The following is an 18478-nucleotide window of genomic DNA, read 5'->3' as shown; positions in this document are numbered from 1 at the left end:
GGTCGGCCCCACCCCTTCACGAGGAACGACCTTGACCACCTCCCCACAGCCCGTCGACTCCGACTCCTCCACGCCTTCGGTCCCTGCCTCCCGACACCGGCAGGAGACCTCCCGCGGCGAACCGCCGCGCCGCTCCGCCGTCGATCTCCCGGAGGATCTCCTGGAGCATCCCGATCCCCGTACGGCGGCCCAGGCCGCGGCCGTGGAGAACCTGCTGCGCTGCTGGGTACGCGAGGCGGGCCTGCCCGCCCCCGACGACGGCACCCTCCGTGTGCCGCTGCCCGCCAGCGGCGTCACCCTGCTCGCCGCCGTCCACTACTGGTCCCCGACGGGCTGGCACCGCTTCGGCCTCCCGCGCCTGGCCGGTGCACCCGAGCAGTCCCCGCCCGCGGACGCCGTGACGGTCGCGGCCCTCCTGGCCCGCGAGACGCCCACGGGCGGCGGTCCCTCCGCCACAACCACCGAAGCCGCGACGGCCCACGAGGGCGCTCCGGCGGCACCCGCTCCCACCCCCGCCAGCGGTGAAGGCGAGGATCTCGTCGCACGTGTCGCCGACTCCGTGCGCCGCACCGCGGTCTTCATCGGCGAGCGCCGGGAACGCCCCGCCGACGGCCCCGACCTGTTCCTGACCGCCGAACAGGCGCTGGTGCTCGGTCATCCGCTGCACCCGACTCCGAAGAGCCGCGAAGGCCTCTCGGACGGCGAAACGCGCCGGTACTCGCCCGAGTCGCGCGGCTCCTTCCCCCTTCACTGGCTCGCCGTCGCTCCGATCGCGCTCGCCGCCGACTCCGCCTGGACCGAAGCCGGCCGTCCCGTCCCCGCCCCCCGGCTGACGGCCCGACTCGCGGGCGCCGGACTGCCACCGCTGCCCGAGGGCTTCGCCGCGCTGCCGGTGCATCCCTGGCAACTGCGCGAGGTGCGACACCGTCCCGAGGTCGAGGCCCTGTTCGACGCCGGACTGCTTCAGGATCTCGGCACGCACGGCCTTCCGTGGCATCCGACCTCCTCCGTACGCACCGTCCACCGAACCGGCGCCCCCGCGATGCTCAAACTGTCGCTGGGCCTGCGCATCACCAACTCCCGTCGCGAGAACCTCCGTAAAGAACTCCACCGCGGGGTCGAGGTGCACCGCCTCCTGCGCAGCGGCCTGTCCAAGCGGTGGCTGGCCGCCCACCCCGGCTTCGACATCGTCCGGGACCCGGCCTGGCTCGCGGTCGACGGAACGGACGGCCTTCCGGTGACGGGCCTCGACGTGATGATCCGCCACAACCCATTCTCCCCGGCGGACGACGTCTCCTGCGTCGCCGGACTCGTCGCACCCCGGCCGTATGCCCGCGGCACCGCGGAATCGGACGCCTCGACGCCCGAGGCTCGTCCGGCCTTCCCCAACCGGGCTCACGCCCATCGCTCCCGGCTGGCCTCGATCGTCACCCACCTCGCCGCACGGACCGGTCGACCGCTGGGGGCGGTGGCCGCCGAGTGGTTCCTGCGCTACCTGGAGCAGGTAGTCCGTCCCGTCCTGTGGCTCGACGGCGAGGCGGGGATCGCGCTGGAGGCGCACCAGCAGAACACACTGCTCCTCCTGGACCCCGACGGCTGGCCCATGGGCGGCCGGTACCGCGACAACCAGGGCTACTACTTCCGCGAGTCCAGCCGCGCGGACCTCGACGCCCAGGTGCCCGGTATCGGCGAGCGCAGCGACACCTTCGTCTCCGACGAGGTCACCGACGAGCGGTTCGCCTATTACCTGGGGATCAACAACGTGCTCGGACTCATCGGCGCGTTCGGCTCCCAGCGGCTCGCCGACGAGCAACTGCTGCTCGCCGCCTTCCGGCGCTTCCTCGCCGACGCGGCCTCCGGCCACGAACCGCTGCGCAGTTCGCTGCCCGCCCGACTCCTCGACTCGCCCTCCCTGCGCTGCAAGGCCAACCTGCTGACCCGCCTGCACGGCCTCGACGAACTCGTCGGCCCGGTGGACACCCAGTCCGTCTACGTCACCATCGCCAACCCCCTGCGTACCTGAGCCGTCCGAGAGGAGCCCGCCGTGCCTCCCGTCGAGACCGACGCCGACCCCCACCCGGCCCCTGCCCTCGGCATCGGCGACTGGGGGCCCGCCGCCACCCCCGTGGGGGCGTTCCGCCTCGTCCCCGTACGGATCGAGCGGGATCTCTCCCTCGTCGGCCGGTGGATGAACGACCCCGCTGTCGCGGCGTTCTGGGAACTGGCCGGACCCGAGCCCGTGACCCGGCGACACCTGTGCCGACAGCTCGCCGACGCCGGACGCAGTGTCCCGTGCCTCGGCGTGCTGGAGGGCCGGCCCATGAGCTACTGGGAGATCTACCGGGCCGACCTCGACCCGCTGGCGCGGCACTACCCGGCCCGGCCGCACGACACCGGGATCCACCTCCTCATCGGCGGCGGCGCCGACCGCGGGCGAGGGCTCGGCAGCCTTCTGCTCAGAGCCGTCGCCGACCTCGTCCTCGACAGGAGACCCGTGTGTGCCCGCGTCGTCGCCGAACCCGACCTTCGCAACATTCCGTCCGTCGCCACCTTCCTGAGTGCAGGTTTCCGGTTCTTCGCCGAGGTCGACCTGCCCACCAAACGGGCCGCCCTCATGGTCAGGGACCGGAAACTGCGAGACCTTTCGTGACGCTCTGTGATCGCGCCGTCACTGCTGGAACGTCGCTCGCGCCCGTCCGGTTCCCCCTCACGCCCAGCTCTTTCACCTCCGCTTTCACCTCCACCGAGGAATCCACCGACTTGATCCCTGCTCCCCCGTCCGCCTCGACGACACGTTTGTCAGTGCCGCGCCGTAGGGTGGTCGCGCTATGACGAAGCCCTCTCTCCCTGAACTCCTGCACGCCGCCGTCACTGCCGTCGGCGGCACGGAGCGCCCCGGCCAGGTGACCATGGCCGAAGCCGTCGCCGAGGCGATCGACGAAGGCTCCCACCTGCTGGTCCAGGCCGGCACCGGCACCGGTAAGTCGCTCGGCTACCTCGTGCCGGCGCTCGCGCACGGGGAGCGCGTCGTGGTGGCGACCGCCACGCTGGCCCTGCAGCGCCAGCTCGTGGAGCGGGATCTGCCGCGTACGGTCGACGCGCTGCATCCCCTGCTGCGCCGCCGCCCGGAGTTCGCGATGCTCAAGGGCAGGTCGAACTACCTGTGTCTGCACCGACTGCACGAAGGCGTCCCGCAGGACGAGGAAGAGGGCCTCTTCGACCAGTTCGAGGCGGCCGCCCCTACCAGCAAGCTCGGCCAGGACCTGCTGCGACTGCGCGACTGGACGGACGAGACCGAGTCCGGTGACCGCGACGACCTCACGCCCGGCGTGTCCGACCGGGCCTGGGCACAGGTGTCGGTGTCCTCCCGGGAGTGTCTGGGCGCCACCAGGTGCGCCTACGGGGCCGAATGCTTCGCCGAGATGGCCCGTGAGCGCGCCAAACTGGCCGAGGTCGTCGTCACCAACCACGCCTTGCTCGCCATCGACGCCATCGAGGGCGCCCCCGTTCTCCCGCAGCATGAGGTGCTGATCGTCGACGAGGCGCACGAACTGGTCTCTCGGGTCACCGGCGTCGCCACCGGCGAGCTCACTCCCGGCCAGGTCAACCGCGCCGTGCGCAGGGCGGCGAAGCTGGTCAACGAGAAGGCGGCGGACCAGCTGCAGACCGCCGCCGAGGGCTTCGAGCGCCTCATGGAGCTGGCGCTGCCCGGCCGCCTGGAGGAGGTCCCCGAGGACCTCGCCTACGCCCTGATGGCGCTGCGCGACGCCGCGCGGACGGTCATCTCGGCCATCGGCGCGACCCGCGACAAGTCCGTCCAGGACGAGGACGCGGTCCGCAAGCAGGCACTGGCCTCGGTGGAGACGGTGCACGACGTGGCGGAGCGGATCACCAACGGCTCCGAGTGGGACGTCGTCTGGTACGAGCGGCACGACCGCTTCGGCGCCTCCCTGCGCGTCGCCCCCATGTCGGTGTCGGGCCTGCTGCGGGAGAAGCTCTTCGCGGACCGCTCCGTGACTCTGGCCTCGGCGACGCTGAAGCTGGGCGGGGACTTCAACGGGGTGGGCGCTTCGATGGGGCTGGCCCCGGAGGGCACGCAGGGTGAGGATGTCCCGCAGTGGAAGGGCATCGACGTCGGCTCGCCCTTCGACTACCGCAAGCAGGGCATCCTGTACGTGGCCAAACACCTCTCGCGTCCTGCGCGGGACGGCGACCGCGCCGACATGCTGGACGAGCTGACCGAACTGATCCAGTCGGCCGGCGGGCGCACCCTCGGCCTCTTCTCCTCCATGCGGGCCGCACAGCTCGCCGCCGAGGAACTGCGCACCCGCATCCCCGAGTTCCCGATCCTCCTCCAGGGCGAGGAGACCCTCGGTGAGCTGATCAAGAACTTCTCGGCGGACCCGCAGACCTGCCTGTTCGGCACGCTGTCGCTGTGGCAGGGCGTCGACGTCCCCGGCCCCAGCTGTCAACTGGTCGTCATGGACAAGATCCCGTTCCCCCGCCCCGACGACCCCCTGATGAGCGCCCGCCAGAAAGCGGTGGAGGACGCCGGCGGCAACGGCTTCATGGCCGTCGCCGCCACGCACGCGGCACTCCTCATGGCGCAGGGCGCGGGCCGCCTCGTACGGGCGTCGGGGGACCGCGGCGTGGTCGCCGTACTGGACCAGCGACTGGCGACGGCCCGTTACGGGAGCTACCTCAAGGCGTCCCTGCCGGACTTCTGGTACACCACGGACCGCAACCAGGTCCGCAGGTCGCTCGCGGCGATCGACGCAACGGCCAGGCAGACGGAGGCGCAGTGAGGGCCGGGCCGCACTGAGGGCGTAGGCGCAGTGAAGGCGGGTGCTGTCCCGGTCAGGGAACGGCACCCGCCTCTGCACAGACTCGCAAGCACAACGCAGGGCCCCGGAACCGGCGCAGGGATCCCGGGGCCCAGTCACAGGGGGGTGGACGGGGCAGGCCCGTCCACCGCCGTGGTCAGACGCGGCGGAGTACGGCCACCACCTTGCCGAGGATGGTCGCGTCGTCGCCGGGAATCGGCTCGTACGCCGCGTTGTGCGGGAGCAGCCACACATGGCCGTCCTCGCGCTTGAAGCGCTTGACGGTGGCCTCGCCGTCGAGCATCGCTGCCACGATGTCGCCGTTCTCGGCGACGGGCTGGCGGCGGACGGTGACCCAGTCGCCGTCGCAGATCGCGGCCTCGATCATGGAGTCGCCGACGACCTTCAGGACGAACAGCTCGCCGTCACCGACCAGTTGCCTGGGGAGCGGGAACACGTCCTCGACCGACTCCTCGGCGAGGATCGGGCCACCGGCGGCGATCCGGCCGACCAGCGGGACGTACGAAGCGGCGGGCTTGCCGGCGGTGTCCGTGGGCTGCACGGAGGCGGCTTGGTCGGAGCCGCGCACCTCATATGCGCGCGGGCGGTGCGGGTCGCGGCGCAGGAAGCCCTTCCGCTCCAGTGCCATCAACTGGTGCGCGACCGAGGAGGTGCTGGACAGGCCGACCGCCTGACCGATCTCCCGCATCGACGGCGGGTAGCCGCGCCGCTGCACGGAGTCCCTGATGACCTCGATCACTCGGCGCTGCCGGTCGGTGAGCCCCGAGCTGTCCGCTCGGATGCCTGGAGGTCGCCCCGGCAGCGAGCGCTTGTGCGCCTCGGGATTCATGGCTTCGTTCATCGCATGCACCGGCTCGAGTCGGCCCTGGGAGCGGTCCTGGGCAGTGATGGTGGCACTGTCTGCGGTGGTGGTCACGTCGGCCCCTCTCGGTTGTCTCCCTGCTGCACAACGGTAGTTGCTTTCGAAAGGTTGCGCCAAACACACGTTCGAGTGAAAAAGCGTGGATAGCCTGACTTGATCATGTGTCTGGGTGTATGGCTAACGCGGTCCCCGGTGGATGAAAAGTCTCGTCGTTGTACTCTTCACCGCCGAGGTCGATGACCTTGTGAGGCGTGGCCCAGTCTGCCATCCGGCATCCCGATGACCGGGAACCGGCCCCGCTCTGCGCGAGAGTCGCACCTCTCCTCCTTGCGGCGCCCACGGTATCGCCGTAAGTGCCGGGGGCGATACGGCCGTACGCGCGCGTGCAGGGGTGGATTTCGCGTGCTCGCCGTGACGGCGGGAACGCGGGGGGTGAGGGCGGTGGGCGCGACACGCGATACCGCCTGGATGTATGAGCCAAGCCCCACATCTAGTGGTTGGATTGCATCAGCGGCCCAGAAGTTGTGGTCCCCGGTGTCTTCGGATGCTCGTGGATCGCCTATGCTTGGGGCTGCTTCGAGGGGCCCATGAGGCCCGGCGAGGCTATTGAGTCTGCTGTGAGGAGGGTTGGAGTTCATGCACTGCCCCTTCTGCAGGCACCCCGACAGTCGTGTCGTCGACAGCCGCACGACGGACGACGGCACATCGATCCGCAGGCGCCGCCAGTGCCCCGACTGCTCCCGTCGGTTCACGACCGTGGAGACATGCTCGCTCATGGTGGTGAAGCGGTCCGGAGTGACGGAGCCGTTCAGTCGCACCAAGGTCATCAACGGCGTGCGCAAGGCATGCCAGGGACGGCCGGTCACCGAGGACGCGCTCGCTCAACTCGGCCAGCGGGTCGAGGAGGCGGTGCGGGCCACCGGAAGCGCCGAGTTGACCACCCACGACGTGGGGCTGGCCATACTCGGCCCGTTGCAGGAGCTCGACCTCGTCGCCTATCTGCGATTCGCCTCCGTCTACCGGGCGTTCGACTCGCTCGAGGACTTCGAGGCCGCGATCGCGGAGCTCAGGGACCAGACGGCGCGCCCCACCGCGGACGACGACGACCGCGAGGGCGACACGGAGGCTGCCGCGGGGAGCCGGGAAGACGACGGCGGGCGCGGGACCGTGCAGGTCCCCGAGCCCGCCCACGCCGCCGACTGACCGACGGGCCGAACCCGGAGCTCAGACTCCGGGAACGGCCGGGCGGCGGCGGACCAAGACCCTGTTGTGGGCGGTAGCGCGTGGGTGCCCACAGCACAAGACAGAACACCGTGTCACGGGAACAACGTGGCATTTCAGGGCGTTTATGCCCGTACCAGGGAGGCGGCATGACAGAGACGGCGAGCGGTCCGGCACGAGGTTCCCGCGCCAAGGGCGCCAAGACCACCAAGGGCCTGCGTATCGAGCGCATCCACACCACCCCCGGCGTGCACCCGTACGACGAGGTGGCCTGGGAGCGCCGTGACGTCGTCATGACCAACTGGCGCGACGGCTCGGTCAATTTCGAGCAGCGTGGCGTCGAGTTCCCCGACTTCTGGTCGGTGAACGCGGTCAACATCGTCACCAGCAAGTACTTCCGCGGTGCCGTCGGCACCCCGCAGCGCGAGACCGGCCTCAAGCAGCTGATCGACCGCATCGTGAAGACGTATCGGCAGGCCGGCGAAGACCACAAGTACTTCGCCTCGCCCGCCGACGCCGAGATCTTCGAGCACGAGCTGGCGTACGCCCTCCTGCACCAGATCTTCAGCTTCAACAGCCCTGTCTGGTTCAACGTCGGCACTCCGCAGCCCCAGCAGGTCTCCGCCTGCTTCATCCTGGCCGTCGACGACTCCATGGAGTCGATCCTCGACTGGTACAAGGAAGAGGGCATGATCTTCAAGGGCGGCTCCGGCGCCGGCCTCAACCTCTCCCGTATCCGTTCCTCCAAGGAGCTTCTCTCCTCGGGCGGCAACGCCTCCGGCCCGGTCTCGTTCATGCGTGGCGCCGATGCCTCCGCCGGCACCATCAAGTCCGGTGGCGCCACCCGTCGTGCGGCCAAGATGGTCGTCCTCGACGTGGACCACCCGGACGTCGAGGACTTCATCGCCACCAAGGTGAAGGAAGAGGAGAAGATCCGCGCTCTGCGCGACGCGGGCTTCGACATGGACCTGGGCGGTGACGACATCACGTCCGTCCAGTACCAGAACGCCAACAACAGCGTCCGGGTGAACGACGAGTTCATGACGGCCGTCGAGAACGGCACCGAGTTCGGCCTCCGCGCCCGCATGACCGGCGAGATCATCGAGACGGTCGACGCCAAGGCGCTGTTCCGCAAGCTCGCCGAGGCCGCGTGGGCCTGCGCCGACCCGGGCATCCAGTACGACGGTGTGATCAACAACTGGCACACCTGCCCCGAGTCCGGCCGGATCACCGCGTCGAACCCGTGCAGCGAGTACATGCACCTGGACAACACGTCCTGCAACCTCGCCTCGCTGAACCTGATGAAGTTCCTCAAGGACGACAGCAAGGGCAACCAGTCCTTCGAGGCCGACCGCTTCCAGAAGGTCGTCGAGCTCGTCATCACCGCGATGGACATCTCCATCTGCTTCGCGGACTTCCCGACCCAGAAGATCGGCGAGAACACGCGCGCGTTCCGCCAGCTCGGCATCGGCTACGCCAACCTCGGCGCCCTGCTGATGGCCACCGGCCACGCCTACGACTCCGAAGGCGGCCGCGCCCTGGCCGGCGCCATCACCTCCCTGATGACCGGCACGGCCTACCGCCGCTCCGCCGAGCTCGCCGCGGTCGTCGGCCCGTACGACGGCTACGCCCGCAACGCCGACGCCCACAACCGCGTCATGAAGCAGCACTCCGACGCCAACGGCACGGCCGTGCGCATGGACGACCTGGACACCCCGGTCTGGGCCGCCGCCACGGAGGCCTGGCAGGACGTGCTGCGCCTCGGCGAGAAGAACGGTTTCCGTAACTCCCAGGCGTCCGTGCTCGCCCCGACCGGCACCATCGGTCTGGCGATGTCCTGTGACACCACCGGCGTCGAGCCCGACCTCGCCCTGGTCAAGTTCAAGAAGCTGGTCGGCGGCGGCTCGATGCAGATCGTCAACGGCACCGTCCCGCAGGCCCTGCGCCGCCTGGGCTACCAGGAGGAGCAGATCGAGGCGGTCGTCGCCCACATCGCCGACAACGGCAACGTGATCGACGCCCCCGGCCTCAAGCCCGAGCACTACGAGGTGTTCGACTGCGCCATGGGTGAGCGCGCCATCTCCCCGATGGGCCACGTCCGCATGATGGCCGCGATCCAGCCCTGGATCTCCGGCGCCATCTCCAAGACGGTCAACATGCCGGAGACGGCGACCGTCGAGGAGGTCGAGGAGATCTACTTCGAGGCCTGGAAGCTCGGCGTCAAGGCGCTCGCGATCTACCGCGACAACTGCAAGGTCGGCCAGCCCCTCTCCGCGAAGACCAAGGAGAAGGAGAAGGCCGAGATCACCGAGAAGGCCGAGGACACGATCCGCACCGCGGTCGAGAAGGTCATCGAGTACCGCCCGGTCCGCAAGCGCCTGCCCAAGGGCCGTCCCGGCATCACGACCTCGTTCACGGTCGGCGGCGCCGAGGGCTACATGACCGCGAACTCCTACCCGGACGACGGTCTCGGCGAGGTCTTCCTGAAGATGTCCAAGCAGGGCTCGACGCTCGCCGGCATGATGGACGCCTTCTCCATCGCGGTCTCCGTCGGCCTCCAGTACGGCGTGCCGCTGGAGACGTACGTCTCGAAGTTCACCAACATGCGCTTCGAGCCGGCCGGCATGACCGACGACCCGGACGTGCGGATGGCGCAGTCGATCGTCGACTACATCTTCCGCCGCCTGGCGCTCGACTTCCTGCCTTTCGAGACGCGTTCCGCGCTCGGCATCCACTCCGCCGAGGAGCGTCAGCGTCACCTGGAGACCGGTTCGTACGAGCCGACCCTCGAGGAGGAGGACGTGGACGTGGAGGGCCTCGCCCAGTCCGCCCCGCGCCCGACGGACCTGAAGGCCGTCGCCACGCCGAAGGCCGAGGTCGAGGCGGCCAAGCCCGCCCCGAAGCAGGCCCACACCAGCGCCGAGCTGGTGGAGATGCAGCTGGGCATCCAGGCTGACGCCCCGCTGTGCTTCTCCTGCGGCACGAAGATGCAGCGGGCCGGTTCCTGCTACATCTGCGAGGGCTGCGGGTCGACCAGCGGCTGCAGCTGATGTCGGAATCCTGCTGGGGATGAACCAGTGCGCGAGGGCGGTGGAACCGGTTGCCGGCTCCACCGCCCTCGGCGTCTCTCGGCGCGCTCCCGTGGGCGCTGCCGTCAGGACTGGCGCACCTGGCCCATGATCCTCGTGAACGTCGCCGGGTCGTCCTCGAAGCCCTGGACGCCGGCGTGGAACGACCATCCGTCGGTCTCGCGCACGAACTCCCCGACCGTCGCCGCGGTCGCCCCGAGGACACCGCCGAAGTCGTCCTCGTCCAGGACGTTGTAGCCCTCTCGTATCCGGAAGGCGGGGTTGAGCACGCCGACGAAGGTCCGGTGGTCGGGGTTCTGCTGGATGACCACGCCGACGACCACGCGCGCGTACCGTGCGTCCAGCCGGTCGAGTTCCAGCGTCATGACCTCGTCCCAGCCGAAGCCCTTGCCGTCCTTGCTGTCCCGGTTGAGGTAGATCGTGCCGTCGGGCGAGCGGCTGTCGAAGTGCACCACGTAGGCAGGGGGGCCGCCGGCATCGCTCGCCAGATACGTCGCGGCCACGATGTCCAGATCCGTGGGCGGCTGCCCTGCCGGACTCGGGTCCCACTTCAGCGCCATCTCGATCTTGCGGATTCCCTTGTTGAGGCCGCTCACGGACTCCCCTCCCCGTTTCCCCGTCTGCCGTCGCCCCGAACTGCCGGACCGCCAGGGCCGGTTGTCCATCCTGCCACGCGCGCGTGCGCCGTCGCAGCGCTGCACCCTCCCAAGAGTGACCGACGCCACGCCTGCTGGCCTTACCATGGCGCGGTGCTGGTCAAGTGGATTCGCTGCACCGTGGTGGACCGCCGCGGTTTCGAACGGGGACAGCGAAAGTGGGCGGGGCTTCTGGGGGAGCCGGGGTTTCGGGGACAGGGCGGGGGCTGGAGCAGGGGGCGGCCCTCCGTCGCGCATGTCTTCGCGTTCTGGGAGAGCCGTGCCTTCTACGACTCCTTCATGGCACGCTCCCACGACCGGCTGGCGGTGGCGCAGTCGGGCACCTTCAAGGACGCCCAGGTGCGGCTGTTCGACTACCGCTTCGACGTGAAGACGGGCTTCGAGCCCCGTTTCACCGACTCCGACCTGCTGCGGGTGGCCCTGTGCAGGGTCCACGAGGAACGCGCCGAGCACTTCACCCTGATGCAGGAGAAGGTGTGGAACCCCGCCATGGCCGGCTCGCCCGGCATGATCCGAGGGCTGTTCGCCGAGGCGCCCGGACACGAGTTCATGGTGCTGTCGATGTGGCGCTCGGAGGCCGAACACGGAAAGTACCGCACCGAGCGCGTGGAGCGGCTGGCGCTGCGCGCCCAGACGGAGGCGGACATCTCCTCCCTCACCGGTGACATCGTCGAGCTCGAGTCGACCTGGACGGTTTGAAATCGTGCGGTGTTTTGTGCCTTCTGGCGCGGGATCTGTGTGACCTGCGCCGTATGGAGGCCGTACGAGTGCTCCATCGGCCGTGATCCGATCTAGGGTTTTGGCATGGCACGACCACGGCGCATCGTCCTTGTCCGGCACGGGGAGTCAACGGGCAATGTTGATGACACCGTCTACGAGCGTGAACCCGACCATGCACTGGCTCTGACCGAGCGAGGCCGACGGCAGGCGGAGGAGACGGGGAAGAACCTGCGGGAGGTGTTCGGCCGCGAGCGGGTCAGCGTGTACGTCTCCCCGTACCGGCGCACGCACGAGACGCTCCGCGCCTTCCACCTCGATCCCGAGCTGATACGGGTGCGCGAGGAGCCGCGTCTGCGCGAGCAGGACTGGGGAAACTGGCAGGACCGCGATGACGTACGGCTGCAGAAGACCTACCGGGACGCCTACGGGCACTTCTTCTACCGCTTCGCCCAGGGCGAGAGCGGAGCCGACGTCTACGACCGGGTAGGCGGCTTCCTGGAGAGCCTGTTCCGCAGCTTCGAGGCCCCCGACCACCCGCCGAACGTGCTCCTGGTGACCCATGGCCTGGCGATGCGGCTGTTCTGCATGCGCTGGTTCCACTGGACGGTCGCCGAGTTCGAGTCCCTCGCGAATCCGGGGAACGCCGAAATGCGGATGCTCGTTCTCGGGGACGACGGCAGGTACACGCTCGACCGGCCCTTCAACCGCTGGCGAGACCCGGAACCGTACGGGATCACGGATAGAGTGGCAGAGCGATGACCGCTGACTCCGCTTCCGACGGGCGCCTGGAGCGCGCCCTGGCCAGCCTGCGCGGCCTCGCCGTGGGCGACGCGCTGGGCTCACAGTTCTTCGTGCCGGTGAACTACCCCCTGCTGCAGCGGCGTGAGCTGCCGCCCGGCCCGTGGCAGTGGACCGACGACACCGAGATGGCCTGCTCCGTCGTGGCGGTCCTGGCCGCCCACCACCGCATCGACCAGGACGCCCTGGCCCACGCCTTCGCGGAGCACCACGACTTCGACCGCGGGTACGGTCCGGCGGTCAACCGGCTGCTGAGGCTGGTCAGGGAGGGCGCCGACTGGCGGGAGCTGTCCGCCGCCCTGTTCAACGGGCAGGGGTCCTGGGGCAACGGCGCCGCGATGCGGATCGCCCCCTTGGGCGCCTGGTACGCGGACGACCCCGAGCAGGCGACCCATCAGGCGGAGATCTCCGCCTACCCCACGCATCAGCACCGGGAGGCCGTGGTCGGGGCGATGGCCGTCGCCGCGGCCGCCTCGCTGGCCGGTGCCCCCGGAGGTCCGCCCAGCGCCGAGGCGCTGCTGGACGGTGTGATCGCCCTCGTTCCGAAGAGCGCCGTGGGCGCGGGTCTCAGACGCGCCAGGGACATGCTCGACTACGCCGACGCGGCCACGGTCGCGGCGGTGCTGGGCTGCGGAAGGCGTACGTCGGCCCATGACACCGTCCCCTTCGCCATCTGGTCGGCCGCCCGTGCCCTCGGTGATTACGAGGCTGCGTTCTGGACGACCGCGCAGGTCGGCGGGGACGTGGACACGACCTGCGCCATCGTGGGCGGCGTGCTGGCCTCCGGCAAGGCCGGGACGCCTCCTGCGGCCTGGGCGCAGCAGGTGGAAGCGTTGCCGGGGTGGGTGCCGGCGTCCGTGTGACGCGTGGGGCGCGGGGTGCGGGCGTGAGGCTAGGTGCGTGAGTTGCAGGGTGTGAGCCGCGGCTTTTCGCGGGCGCAACTCTCGGTGTTCGATGGGAACTCTGCGTGACCGCTCGGGCGTTCTCCCGACAACCGCTGTGCGAGCTGTGCGTGCAGGGGGTGGGCGATGGCGGGAGCGATTCGTAGGGGGCGTGGAGCGTGGTCGTGTGGTGCGTCTTGTTCGTGATCGTGCTGTTGGTTTCGAGGGGCCCGGCAGGCCAGGAAGGCCTGATGGGCCGGGCAGGCCGGGCAGCCCGGACGGGCCGACCGGGGAGAGATGGACGCGCCTGTGTCGTGCCACGCGGAGTCACTCCGAGGTCGGCCCGTGGGGCCCGCCGGTCAGCCGACCGCGGGACCTGCCGTACCGGACAGCGCTTCCAGGTCGCTCTTGCGGACACGGATCACGAACCAGGCCGTCACAAGGGCGAGCGCGGCCATCGCGGCGGCCGGGACGAAAGCTGTGGAGATGCCCTGGGCGAGTACCTCGTGTCCCCAGGGGGCGGGCAGTTGGTGCGTCTTGGCGAACTCGGCCTTCTGCTCCGCGGATCCGTCGGCGAGGAACTTCGGCAGTTGCTTCTCCGCCTCGTTCTTGCTGGCCGTGCCGAAGACGGTCGTCAGGATGGACAGTCCGAGCGAACCGCCCACCTGCTGCGTGGCGTTGAGCAGACCGGATGCCGCGCCCGCTTCGTGCTGGGCGACACCCGCGACCGCGGTGACCGTCACCGTCACGAAGTTCAGGCCCATGCCGAAGGCGAAGACCACCATCGGTCCGAGCACCCCGCCGGCGTATGTGCTGTCCGGGCTGATGAAGGCCTGCCAGGTGAGGCCGACGACCACCAGCGAGGCCCCGGTGACCATGAAGGGCTTGGGGCCCAGGACCGGCAGGAACCGCTGCGACAGACCCGCGCCCGTCACAATGGCGACCGTGACGGGGAGGAAGGCGAGGCCCGCCTTGATCGGGCTGTAGCCCAGTACGTTCTGTACGAACAGGACGATGTAGAAGAACATGCCGAACATGGCCGCAGCGAGGCACAGCATGATCACGTACGTACCGGAGCGGTTGCGGTCGGCGAACATCTTCAGCGGGGTGATCGGTTCCTTGGCCCGCATCTCCGTGAACACGAAGGCGACCAGCAGGACCAGCGCGGCGCCGAAGGCGCCGAGGGTGAGGCTGTCCCGCCAGCCTTCCTCCGCGGCCCGGATGAAGGCGTAGACCAGGGAGGCCATGCCGGTCGTCGAGGTCAGGGCGCCGGCGATGTCGAAGCGCCCGGGGTGCCGTTCGGACTCGCTGATGTACAGCGGCGCGAGGGCGGCGATGAGTACTCCGATGGGCACGTTGACGAACAGCACCCAGCGCCAGTCCAGCCACTCGGTGAGCATGCCGCCCGCGAGCAGGCCGATGGCGCCGCCGCCCGCGGAGACGGCGGCGAAGACGCCGAAGGCCCGGTTCCGCTCCGGACCCTCGGGAAACGTGGTGGTGATGAGTGCCAGCGAGGTGGGCGACGCGATGGCGCCTCCCACTCCCTGCAGGGCGCGGGCGGCCAGCAACTGCCAGGGCTCCTGCGCCAGTCCGCCCAGGAGCGAGGCGAAGGTGAAGAGCAGGATGCCGGCCATGAACGCACGGCGTCGGCCGAGGATGTCGCCGGCTCGGGCGCCGAGCAGCAGCAGACCACCGAAGGTGAGCGTGTAGGCGCTGACCACCCAGGTGAGGTCGGTGGTGCTGAACTTGAGCGCGTCTTGAATGTGCGGGAGCGCGATGTTCACAATCGTCGCGTCGAGTACCACCATGAGTTGGCAGGCCGCGATGACGGTGAGCGCGATGCCGGGATGCCCCTCCCGGCGGGCCGCACCCGGTTTCTGGTCTTGGATCAACTGAGAGGTTGTCACGATGGGTCCCCCACAAGAGCGTTAGTGAACGCTGGCGTTCACTGGCCCGTCAACCGTAGTGAGTCCCTCATAGTGAACGCAAGCGTTCACTTGCGGCGTCGCCTTTCGGCGTGTCCCCCGTCGCGATCGCGCATTGCCTCGCTCCACCCCGTAATCCCCGCTCCCTCTGCTCGCTGGAGACATTCAGATGGTTACTTCGCGCTGGACGGCCGCCCCTGCTCAGGCGACCTCCCCCCGTCGGCGCGGCGCCGTGCTCGAACGTGCGATTCTCGATGCCGCACTGGAGCAGTTGGGCACCGTCGGCTGGAACGCGCTCACGATGGAAGGCGTCGCAGCCGGCGCCCAGACCGGCAAGGCCGCCGTCTATCGCCGCTGGCCGTCCAAGGAGGACCTGGTCGCGGACGCCCTGCGGGCCGGGCTGCCCCGGCTGGATGCCGCGCCCGATCTGGGGAGCGTGCGTGAGGACCTGGTGGCGCTGTGCCGCGAGGCGCGTGACGCGATGTTCTCCCGGCCCGGTTCCGCACTGCGCTCGGTGATTCACGAATGCGATCCAACCCAGACGGAGCGCTTTCATACCGTCATCTTCGAGGGGGTGGTGGCACCGACCGTCAAGCTCCTTCATGAGGTCATCAGCCGAGGAATCGAGAGGGGTGAGGTGCGGCCCGATGCGGCGAACGGCTACGTCTTCGACGCTATTCCGGCCATGATGATGTATCGATCGAAGATGTGCGCATGCGAATGGAATGATCGCGATCTCGAGGAGATGATCGACGGGTTCATGCTCCCGCTGCTCCGGCCGGACGCGGCTTGAGCGGCTTGGCGATGCCCTGGTCATCGGCCCGTGAGGGGCCGGCGCCGACCGGGGTGTCGCGAGGGGATCCCGGCGGCGTAATCTAAGGGCGCCATGCCGTACGAACCACCCACTCACACTGTCGAGCGCTCCCTGCGCGCCACCACCGGAGCGAAGGTCATTGCCGGTGTCGACGAGGTGGGGCGCGGTGCGTGGGCCGGACCCGTCACCGTCTGCGCGGCGGTCACCGGACTGCGCCGACCCCCCATGGGCCTCACCGACTCCAAGCTGCTCACCGTCAAGCGGCGCACTGCGCTTGCCGAGGAACTGCTGAAGTGGGTGACGTCGTACGCCCTCGGGCACGCCTCCCCGGAGGAGATCGACGACCTGGGGATGACCGCCGCACTGCGGCTCGCCGCCGGGCGGGCGCTGGAGGCCCTCCCCATCCGCCCGGACGCGGTGATCCTCGACGGGAAGCACGACTACCTCGGAGCGCCGTGGCAGGTCCGCACGGTGATCAAGGGCGACCGGTCATGCGTGGCGGTCGCGGCGGCCTCGGTGATCGCCAAGGTTCGGCGCGACAAAATGATGGCCGAACTGGGTATCGACCATGCAGACTTCGGTTTTGCGGACAATGCCGGGTATCCGTCGCCCGTGCACAAGGCCGCACTGGAGGAGCGGGGCCCCACCCCGTACCACCGGTTGTCGTGGGCGTATCTTGATGCGCTGCCCCAGTGGCGGCACCTCAAGAAGGCCCGCAGCTGGGCGATCGGAAGCGCTCCGGAGATCGAAGGTCAGCTCGGCTTCGACTTCTGACGATTCCGGCCGCACTGATGTGCCACCCGCTGGCGCGTGCCGCACCAACGTTTGATAAATAACAGCCCATGCCTCTCATTCCCGAGGAGCCTCAGATTCACGAGAGTGCCCAGGGTCCCCGCGCCACTCCGGCCAGCGGCCGCACCGCGCCGACCCCTCGACCTGTACCCGGACCCCGTCCCGCGGCTCCGTCGCGTCCCGGTCGTCCCGGACCCCTCCGGCCCACGCCGCCGGTGCAACGCGCACCGCGTGACGTGGCCGCCCAGCCCGGGCCCTCGGCCCCGGCCGCTCCCGCCGCCGCGCCCGCTCCGGCGACCGCTCAGGTCCAGTTGATCCCGGCCTCGGCCGAGGGCGCGCTGGACGCCGCCGAGGAGGCCGTGGACCTTCTCCTGGAATCGGGCCGTGCGCCGGGGGACGTGCTGGTGATCACCACCGGCGAACAGCACCCCTGGGCCGCCCATGAACTGTCCTTCGGCGAGGCGCCCTACTGGGCGCAGCACGACGCGGGAGACGACGTCTTCTACGCCGATGCCGCCGTGGCGGCCCGAGCGGGTGTGCGTCCCGTCGTCGTGGTCGCCGTCAACGGCGGTCCTGAGACCGTCGCCGCCACCGCTCTGCCGCTGGCCCTCACTCGGGCCGCCGCGCTGCTGATCGTCTGCGGCGACCCGCAGCAGATCAACGCGGTGCTGGGCGCGGGCGTCTGAGCAGGTTCCGGTAGGCCGCGAGGCTCCGGGGCCCACGGAGGCGTCGCTGCTGCGACGCCTCTGCCGTGTGCCCTGGAGCGGCTCCAGGGGCTCCGTCCGTCAAGGCTCGTCCCGGTGGACCGCGTCTTCGGCGGCGGCTCCAAGGACCGCGTCACGGCCCCTCGCGGCAGCCATGACGTACGTCTCGGCGAGGGCGTTCGCTACACCGCGTGACGATGTGCGTCGGGCCGATGCGCGAAAGGTCGAGGTCCGTCGGGCCGATGCCCGGCGCGCCTGGTACGGCACTCCTCGGCGGCTGCCCGCCTCGGCAGGGCAGGGGGCCCGTGCTCCTGCGCGGCTCTCCGGTGTCGGGGCCCGGTCGCCCTCAGCGGGCGGCCGCGCGCCGCAGTACGTCCGAGGCGGCGCCACCGGTCCGGGGGAGCAGGGGCGGGGCCTCGGACAGGGCGAACGGCTCCGGAGTCGAATCCGCGTGCGGCCGACGGCCTCCGCGCCCCTCACCGAGGACCTGCCAGCCGTCCCGGGTCAGGGTGATGTAGGCCCCGCAGCGCAACCCGTGCAGCGTGCACGCGTCACGCAGGCCCCACATCCAGGCCCCGTCCTCCTCCGTCCAACGGGCGTCGCCCTCACGGCAGTAGAGCAGCACGGCGGTGCGCACCGGCGTGCGCAGCCGCAGGTCGTGCGGGATGACCCGACGCAGCTGGGCGAGCAGGGCGTTGCGGAACATCCAGCCGTCGCTGGAGGCCTGGCGCCGGGTGAACGAGGCGCTGGCCCGCACCCGCTCGTCAGGGTCGAGCACGGCCACGACCGCGGTGGCCGGCCGTGGCCGGTGCCGCGAGTGCAGCCCGCTGACGACTTCCCGGGGATTGCGCAGCAGCGGTATGCCGGCCGCGGCCCATTCGGCAGGCTCGAGCAGTCGGCTGGCGGAGGTGGCGGACGTGGACGTCGACAACGATGCCGCCGAGGACGGAGCGAATCCGAAGGTCACGATCCTCCCTTCGGCTACGGCCCACACAGCGGGCGGGTCGGATTCGGGGGAGCGCGCACCGCAACAGAGCCCTACCGGACTACGGACGAGCCGTGCGGGGAGCGGACCTCAATTCTTCCTGTCGAACTTGGATGCGGCAACGAGCAATTGGGGCCACCGACCGTTATATGACGGTGAGTGTCTTATATCCCTACCCCATGATTCC

The 18478-nt window shown here is 70.0% G+C and carries 14 protein-coding genes and 1 pseudogene; 11 read left to right on the top strand and 4 right to left on the bottom strand.

The features are described 5' to 3' along the window. Positions 1-31: 31 nt before the first annotated feature. The 3 genes and pseudogenes from ACIBAF_RS26715 (at position 32) to ACIBAF_RS26705 (ending at position 4805) form a co-directional block, all read left to right on the top strand. Positions 32-2023 carry an IucA/IucC family protein gene (locus ACIBAF_RS26715; RefSeq protein ID WP_399466294.1) on the top strand — a complete coding sequence of 664 codons (1992 nt, stop codon included), beginning with the start codon at positions 32-34 and terminating at the stop codon, positions 2021-2023. A gap of 72 nt (positions 2024-2095) precedes the next feature. After that, a pseudogene (locus ACIBAF_RS26710) lies at positions 2096-2650 on the top strand (GNAT family N-acetyltransferase); the annotation flags it as partial. A gap of 178 nt (positions 2651-2828) precedes the next feature. Beyond that, a complete protein-coding gene (locus ACIBAF_RS26705; protein WP_399466293.1) occupies positions 2829-4805 on the top strand; it encodes an ATP-dependent DNA helicase in 1977 nt (658 codons plus the stop codon). Between the two features lie 175 nt (positions 4806-4980). Here ACIBAF_RS26705 and lexA read toward each other — a convergent pair whose 3' ends face one another. After that, complete coding sequence (lexA, locus tag ACIBAF_RS26700) at positions 4981-5760, bottom strand: transcriptional repressor LexA (protein ID WP_079659071.1); 780 nt, start codon at positions 5758-5760, stop codon at positions 4981-4983. A gap of 582 nt (positions 5761-6342) precedes the next feature. On the opposite strand from lexA, the gene nrdR reads away from it, so the two are divergent. Then, entirely contained in the window at positions 6343-6909 is a 567-nt protein-coding gene (nrdR, locus tag ACIBAF_RS26695) for a transcriptional regulator NrdR (protein WP_399466292.1), read from the top strand. Between the two features lie 167 nt (positions 6910-7076). Then, positions 7077-9977, top strand: coding sequence for a vitamin B12-dependent ribonucleotide reductase (locus tag ACIBAF_RS26690; RefSeq protein ID WP_399466291.1), 2901 nt, complete (start codon positions 7077-7079; stop codon positions 9975-9977). Between the two features lie 104 nt (positions 9978-10081). On the opposite strand, the gene ACIBAF_RS26685 is transcribed toward ACIBAF_RS26690, so the two are convergent. Beyond that, the gene (locus tag ACIBAF_RS26685; RefSeq protein ID WP_399466290.1) at positions 10082-10612 is read right to left on the bottom strand and encodes a TerD family protein; all 531 of its coding nucleotides are present in this window, start codon (positions 10610-10612) and stop codon (positions 10082-10084) included. Between the two features lie 153 nt (positions 10613-10765). Between ACIBAF_RS26685 and ACIBAF_RS26680 the strand changes: the two genes are divergently transcribed. The 3 genes from ACIBAF_RS26680 to ACIBAF_RS26670 all read left to right on the top strand — a co-directional run bounded on the left by ACIBAF_RS26680 (position 10766) and on the right by ACIBAF_RS26670 (position 13053). Next, the gene (locus tag ACIBAF_RS26680; RefSeq protein ID WP_399466289.1) at positions 10766-11371 is read left to right on the top strand and encodes a YdbC family protein; all 606 of its coding nucleotides are present in this window, start codon (positions 10766-10768) and stop codon (positions 11369-11371) included. Between the two features lie 105 nt (positions 11372-11476). Further along, complete coding sequence (locus ACIBAF_RS26675) at positions 11477-12151, top strand: histidine phosphatase family protein (protein ID WP_079659066.1); 675 nt, start codon at positions 11477-11479, stop codon at positions 12149-12151. Continuing rightward, complete coding sequence (locus tag ACIBAF_RS26670; RefSeq protein WP_399466288.1) at positions 12148-13053, top strand: ADP-ribosylglycohydrolase family protein; 906 nt, start codon at positions 12148-12150, stop codon at positions 13051-13053. The genes ACIBAF_RS26675 and ACIBAF_RS26670 overlap by 4 nt, the downstream gene beginning before the upstream one ends. A 377-nt stretch (positions 13054-13430) precedes the next feature. On the opposite strand, the gene ACIBAF_RS26665 is transcribed toward ACIBAF_RS26670, so the two are convergent. Then, positions 13431-14978: an MFS transporter gene (locus tag ACIBAF_RS26665; RefSeq protein ID WP_399466287.1), complete on the bottom strand. Its 1548-nt coding sequence runs from the start codon at positions 14976-14978 to the stop codon at positions 13431-13433. 187 nt (positions 14979-15165) lie between these two features. Between ACIBAF_RS26665 and ACIBAF_RS26660 the strand changes: the two genes are divergently transcribed. The 3 genes from ACIBAF_RS26660 (at position 15166) to ACIBAF_RS26650 (ending at position 17288) form a co-directional block, all read left to right on the top strand. Then, positions 15166-15789, top strand: a complete 624-nt coding sequence (locus ACIBAF_RS26660; RefSeq protein ID WP_399466286.1) for a TetR/AcrR family transcriptional regulator — start codon at positions 15166-15168, stop codon at positions 15787-15789. A gap of 93 nt (positions 15790-15882) precedes the next feature. Continuing rightward, entirely contained in the window at positions 15883-16584 is a 702-nt protein-coding gene (locus ACIBAF_RS26655) for a ribonuclease HII (protein WP_399466285.1), read from the top strand. Between the two features lie 68 nt (positions 16585-16652). Next, positions 16653-17288: a hypothetical protein gene (locus ACIBAF_RS26650; RefSeq protein ID WP_399466284.1), complete on the top strand. Its 636-nt coding sequence runs from the start codon at positions 16653-16655 to the stop codon at positions 17286-17288. A gap of 364 nt (positions 17289-17652) precedes the next feature. Here the strand turns inward: ACIBAF_RS26650 and ACIBAF_RS26645 are convergent, their stop codons facing one another. Then, on the bottom strand, positions 17653-18273 hold the full coding sequence (locus ACIBAF_RS26645; protein ID WP_399466283.1) for a hypothetical protein: 621 nt from the start codon (positions 18271-18273) through the stop codon (positions 17653-17655). Positions 18274-18478 lie beyond the last annotated feature (205 nt).

The organism is Streptomyces sp. NPDC051677, from assembly GCF_044453465.1.
In the GTDB taxonomy this organism is placed as follows: Bacteria; Actinomycetota; Actinomycetes; order Streptomycetales; family Streptomycetaceae; genus Streptomyces.
Note: the sequence above shows the minus strand (reverse complement) of the source record. Positions and strands in the feature narration are given on the sequence as shown.

Excerpts from the sequence above, each read along its gene's own strand:
- ACIBAF_RS26655 (WP_399466285.1), top strand. The coding sequence starts at position 15,883 with ATGCCGTACGAACCACCCACTCACACTGTCGAGCGCTCCCTGCGCGCC.
- ACIBAF_RS26675 (WP_079659066.1), top strand. The coding sequence starts at position 11,477 with ATGGCACGACCACGGCGCATCGTCCTTGTCCGGCACGGGGAGTCAACG.
- ACIBAF_RS26670 (WP_399466288.1), top strand. The coding sequence starts at position 12,148 with ATGACCGCTGACTCCGCTTCCGACGGGCGCCTGGAGCGCGCCCTGGCC.
- ACIBAF_RS26660 (WP_399466286.1), top strand. The coding sequence starts at position 15,166 with ATGGTTACTTCGCGCTGGACGGCCGCCCCTGCTCAGGCGACCTCCCCC.
- ACIBAF_RS26705 (WP_399466293.1), top strand. The coding sequence starts at position 2,829 with ATGACGAAGCCCTCTCTCCCTGAACTCCTGCACGCCGCCGTCACTGCC.
- ACIBAF_RS26650 (WP_399466284.1), top strand. The coding sequence starts at position 16,653 with ATGCCTCTCATTCCCGAGGAGCCTCAGATTCACGAGAGTGCCCAGGGT.
- ACIBAF_RS26690 (WP_399466291.1), top strand. The coding sequence starts at position 7,077 with ATGACAGAGACGGCGAGCGGTCCGGCACGAGGTTCCCGCGCCAAGGGC.
- nrdR (WP_399466292.1), top strand. The coding sequence starts at position 6,343 with ATGCACTGCCCCTTCTGCAGGCACCCCGACAGTCGTGTCGTCGACAGC.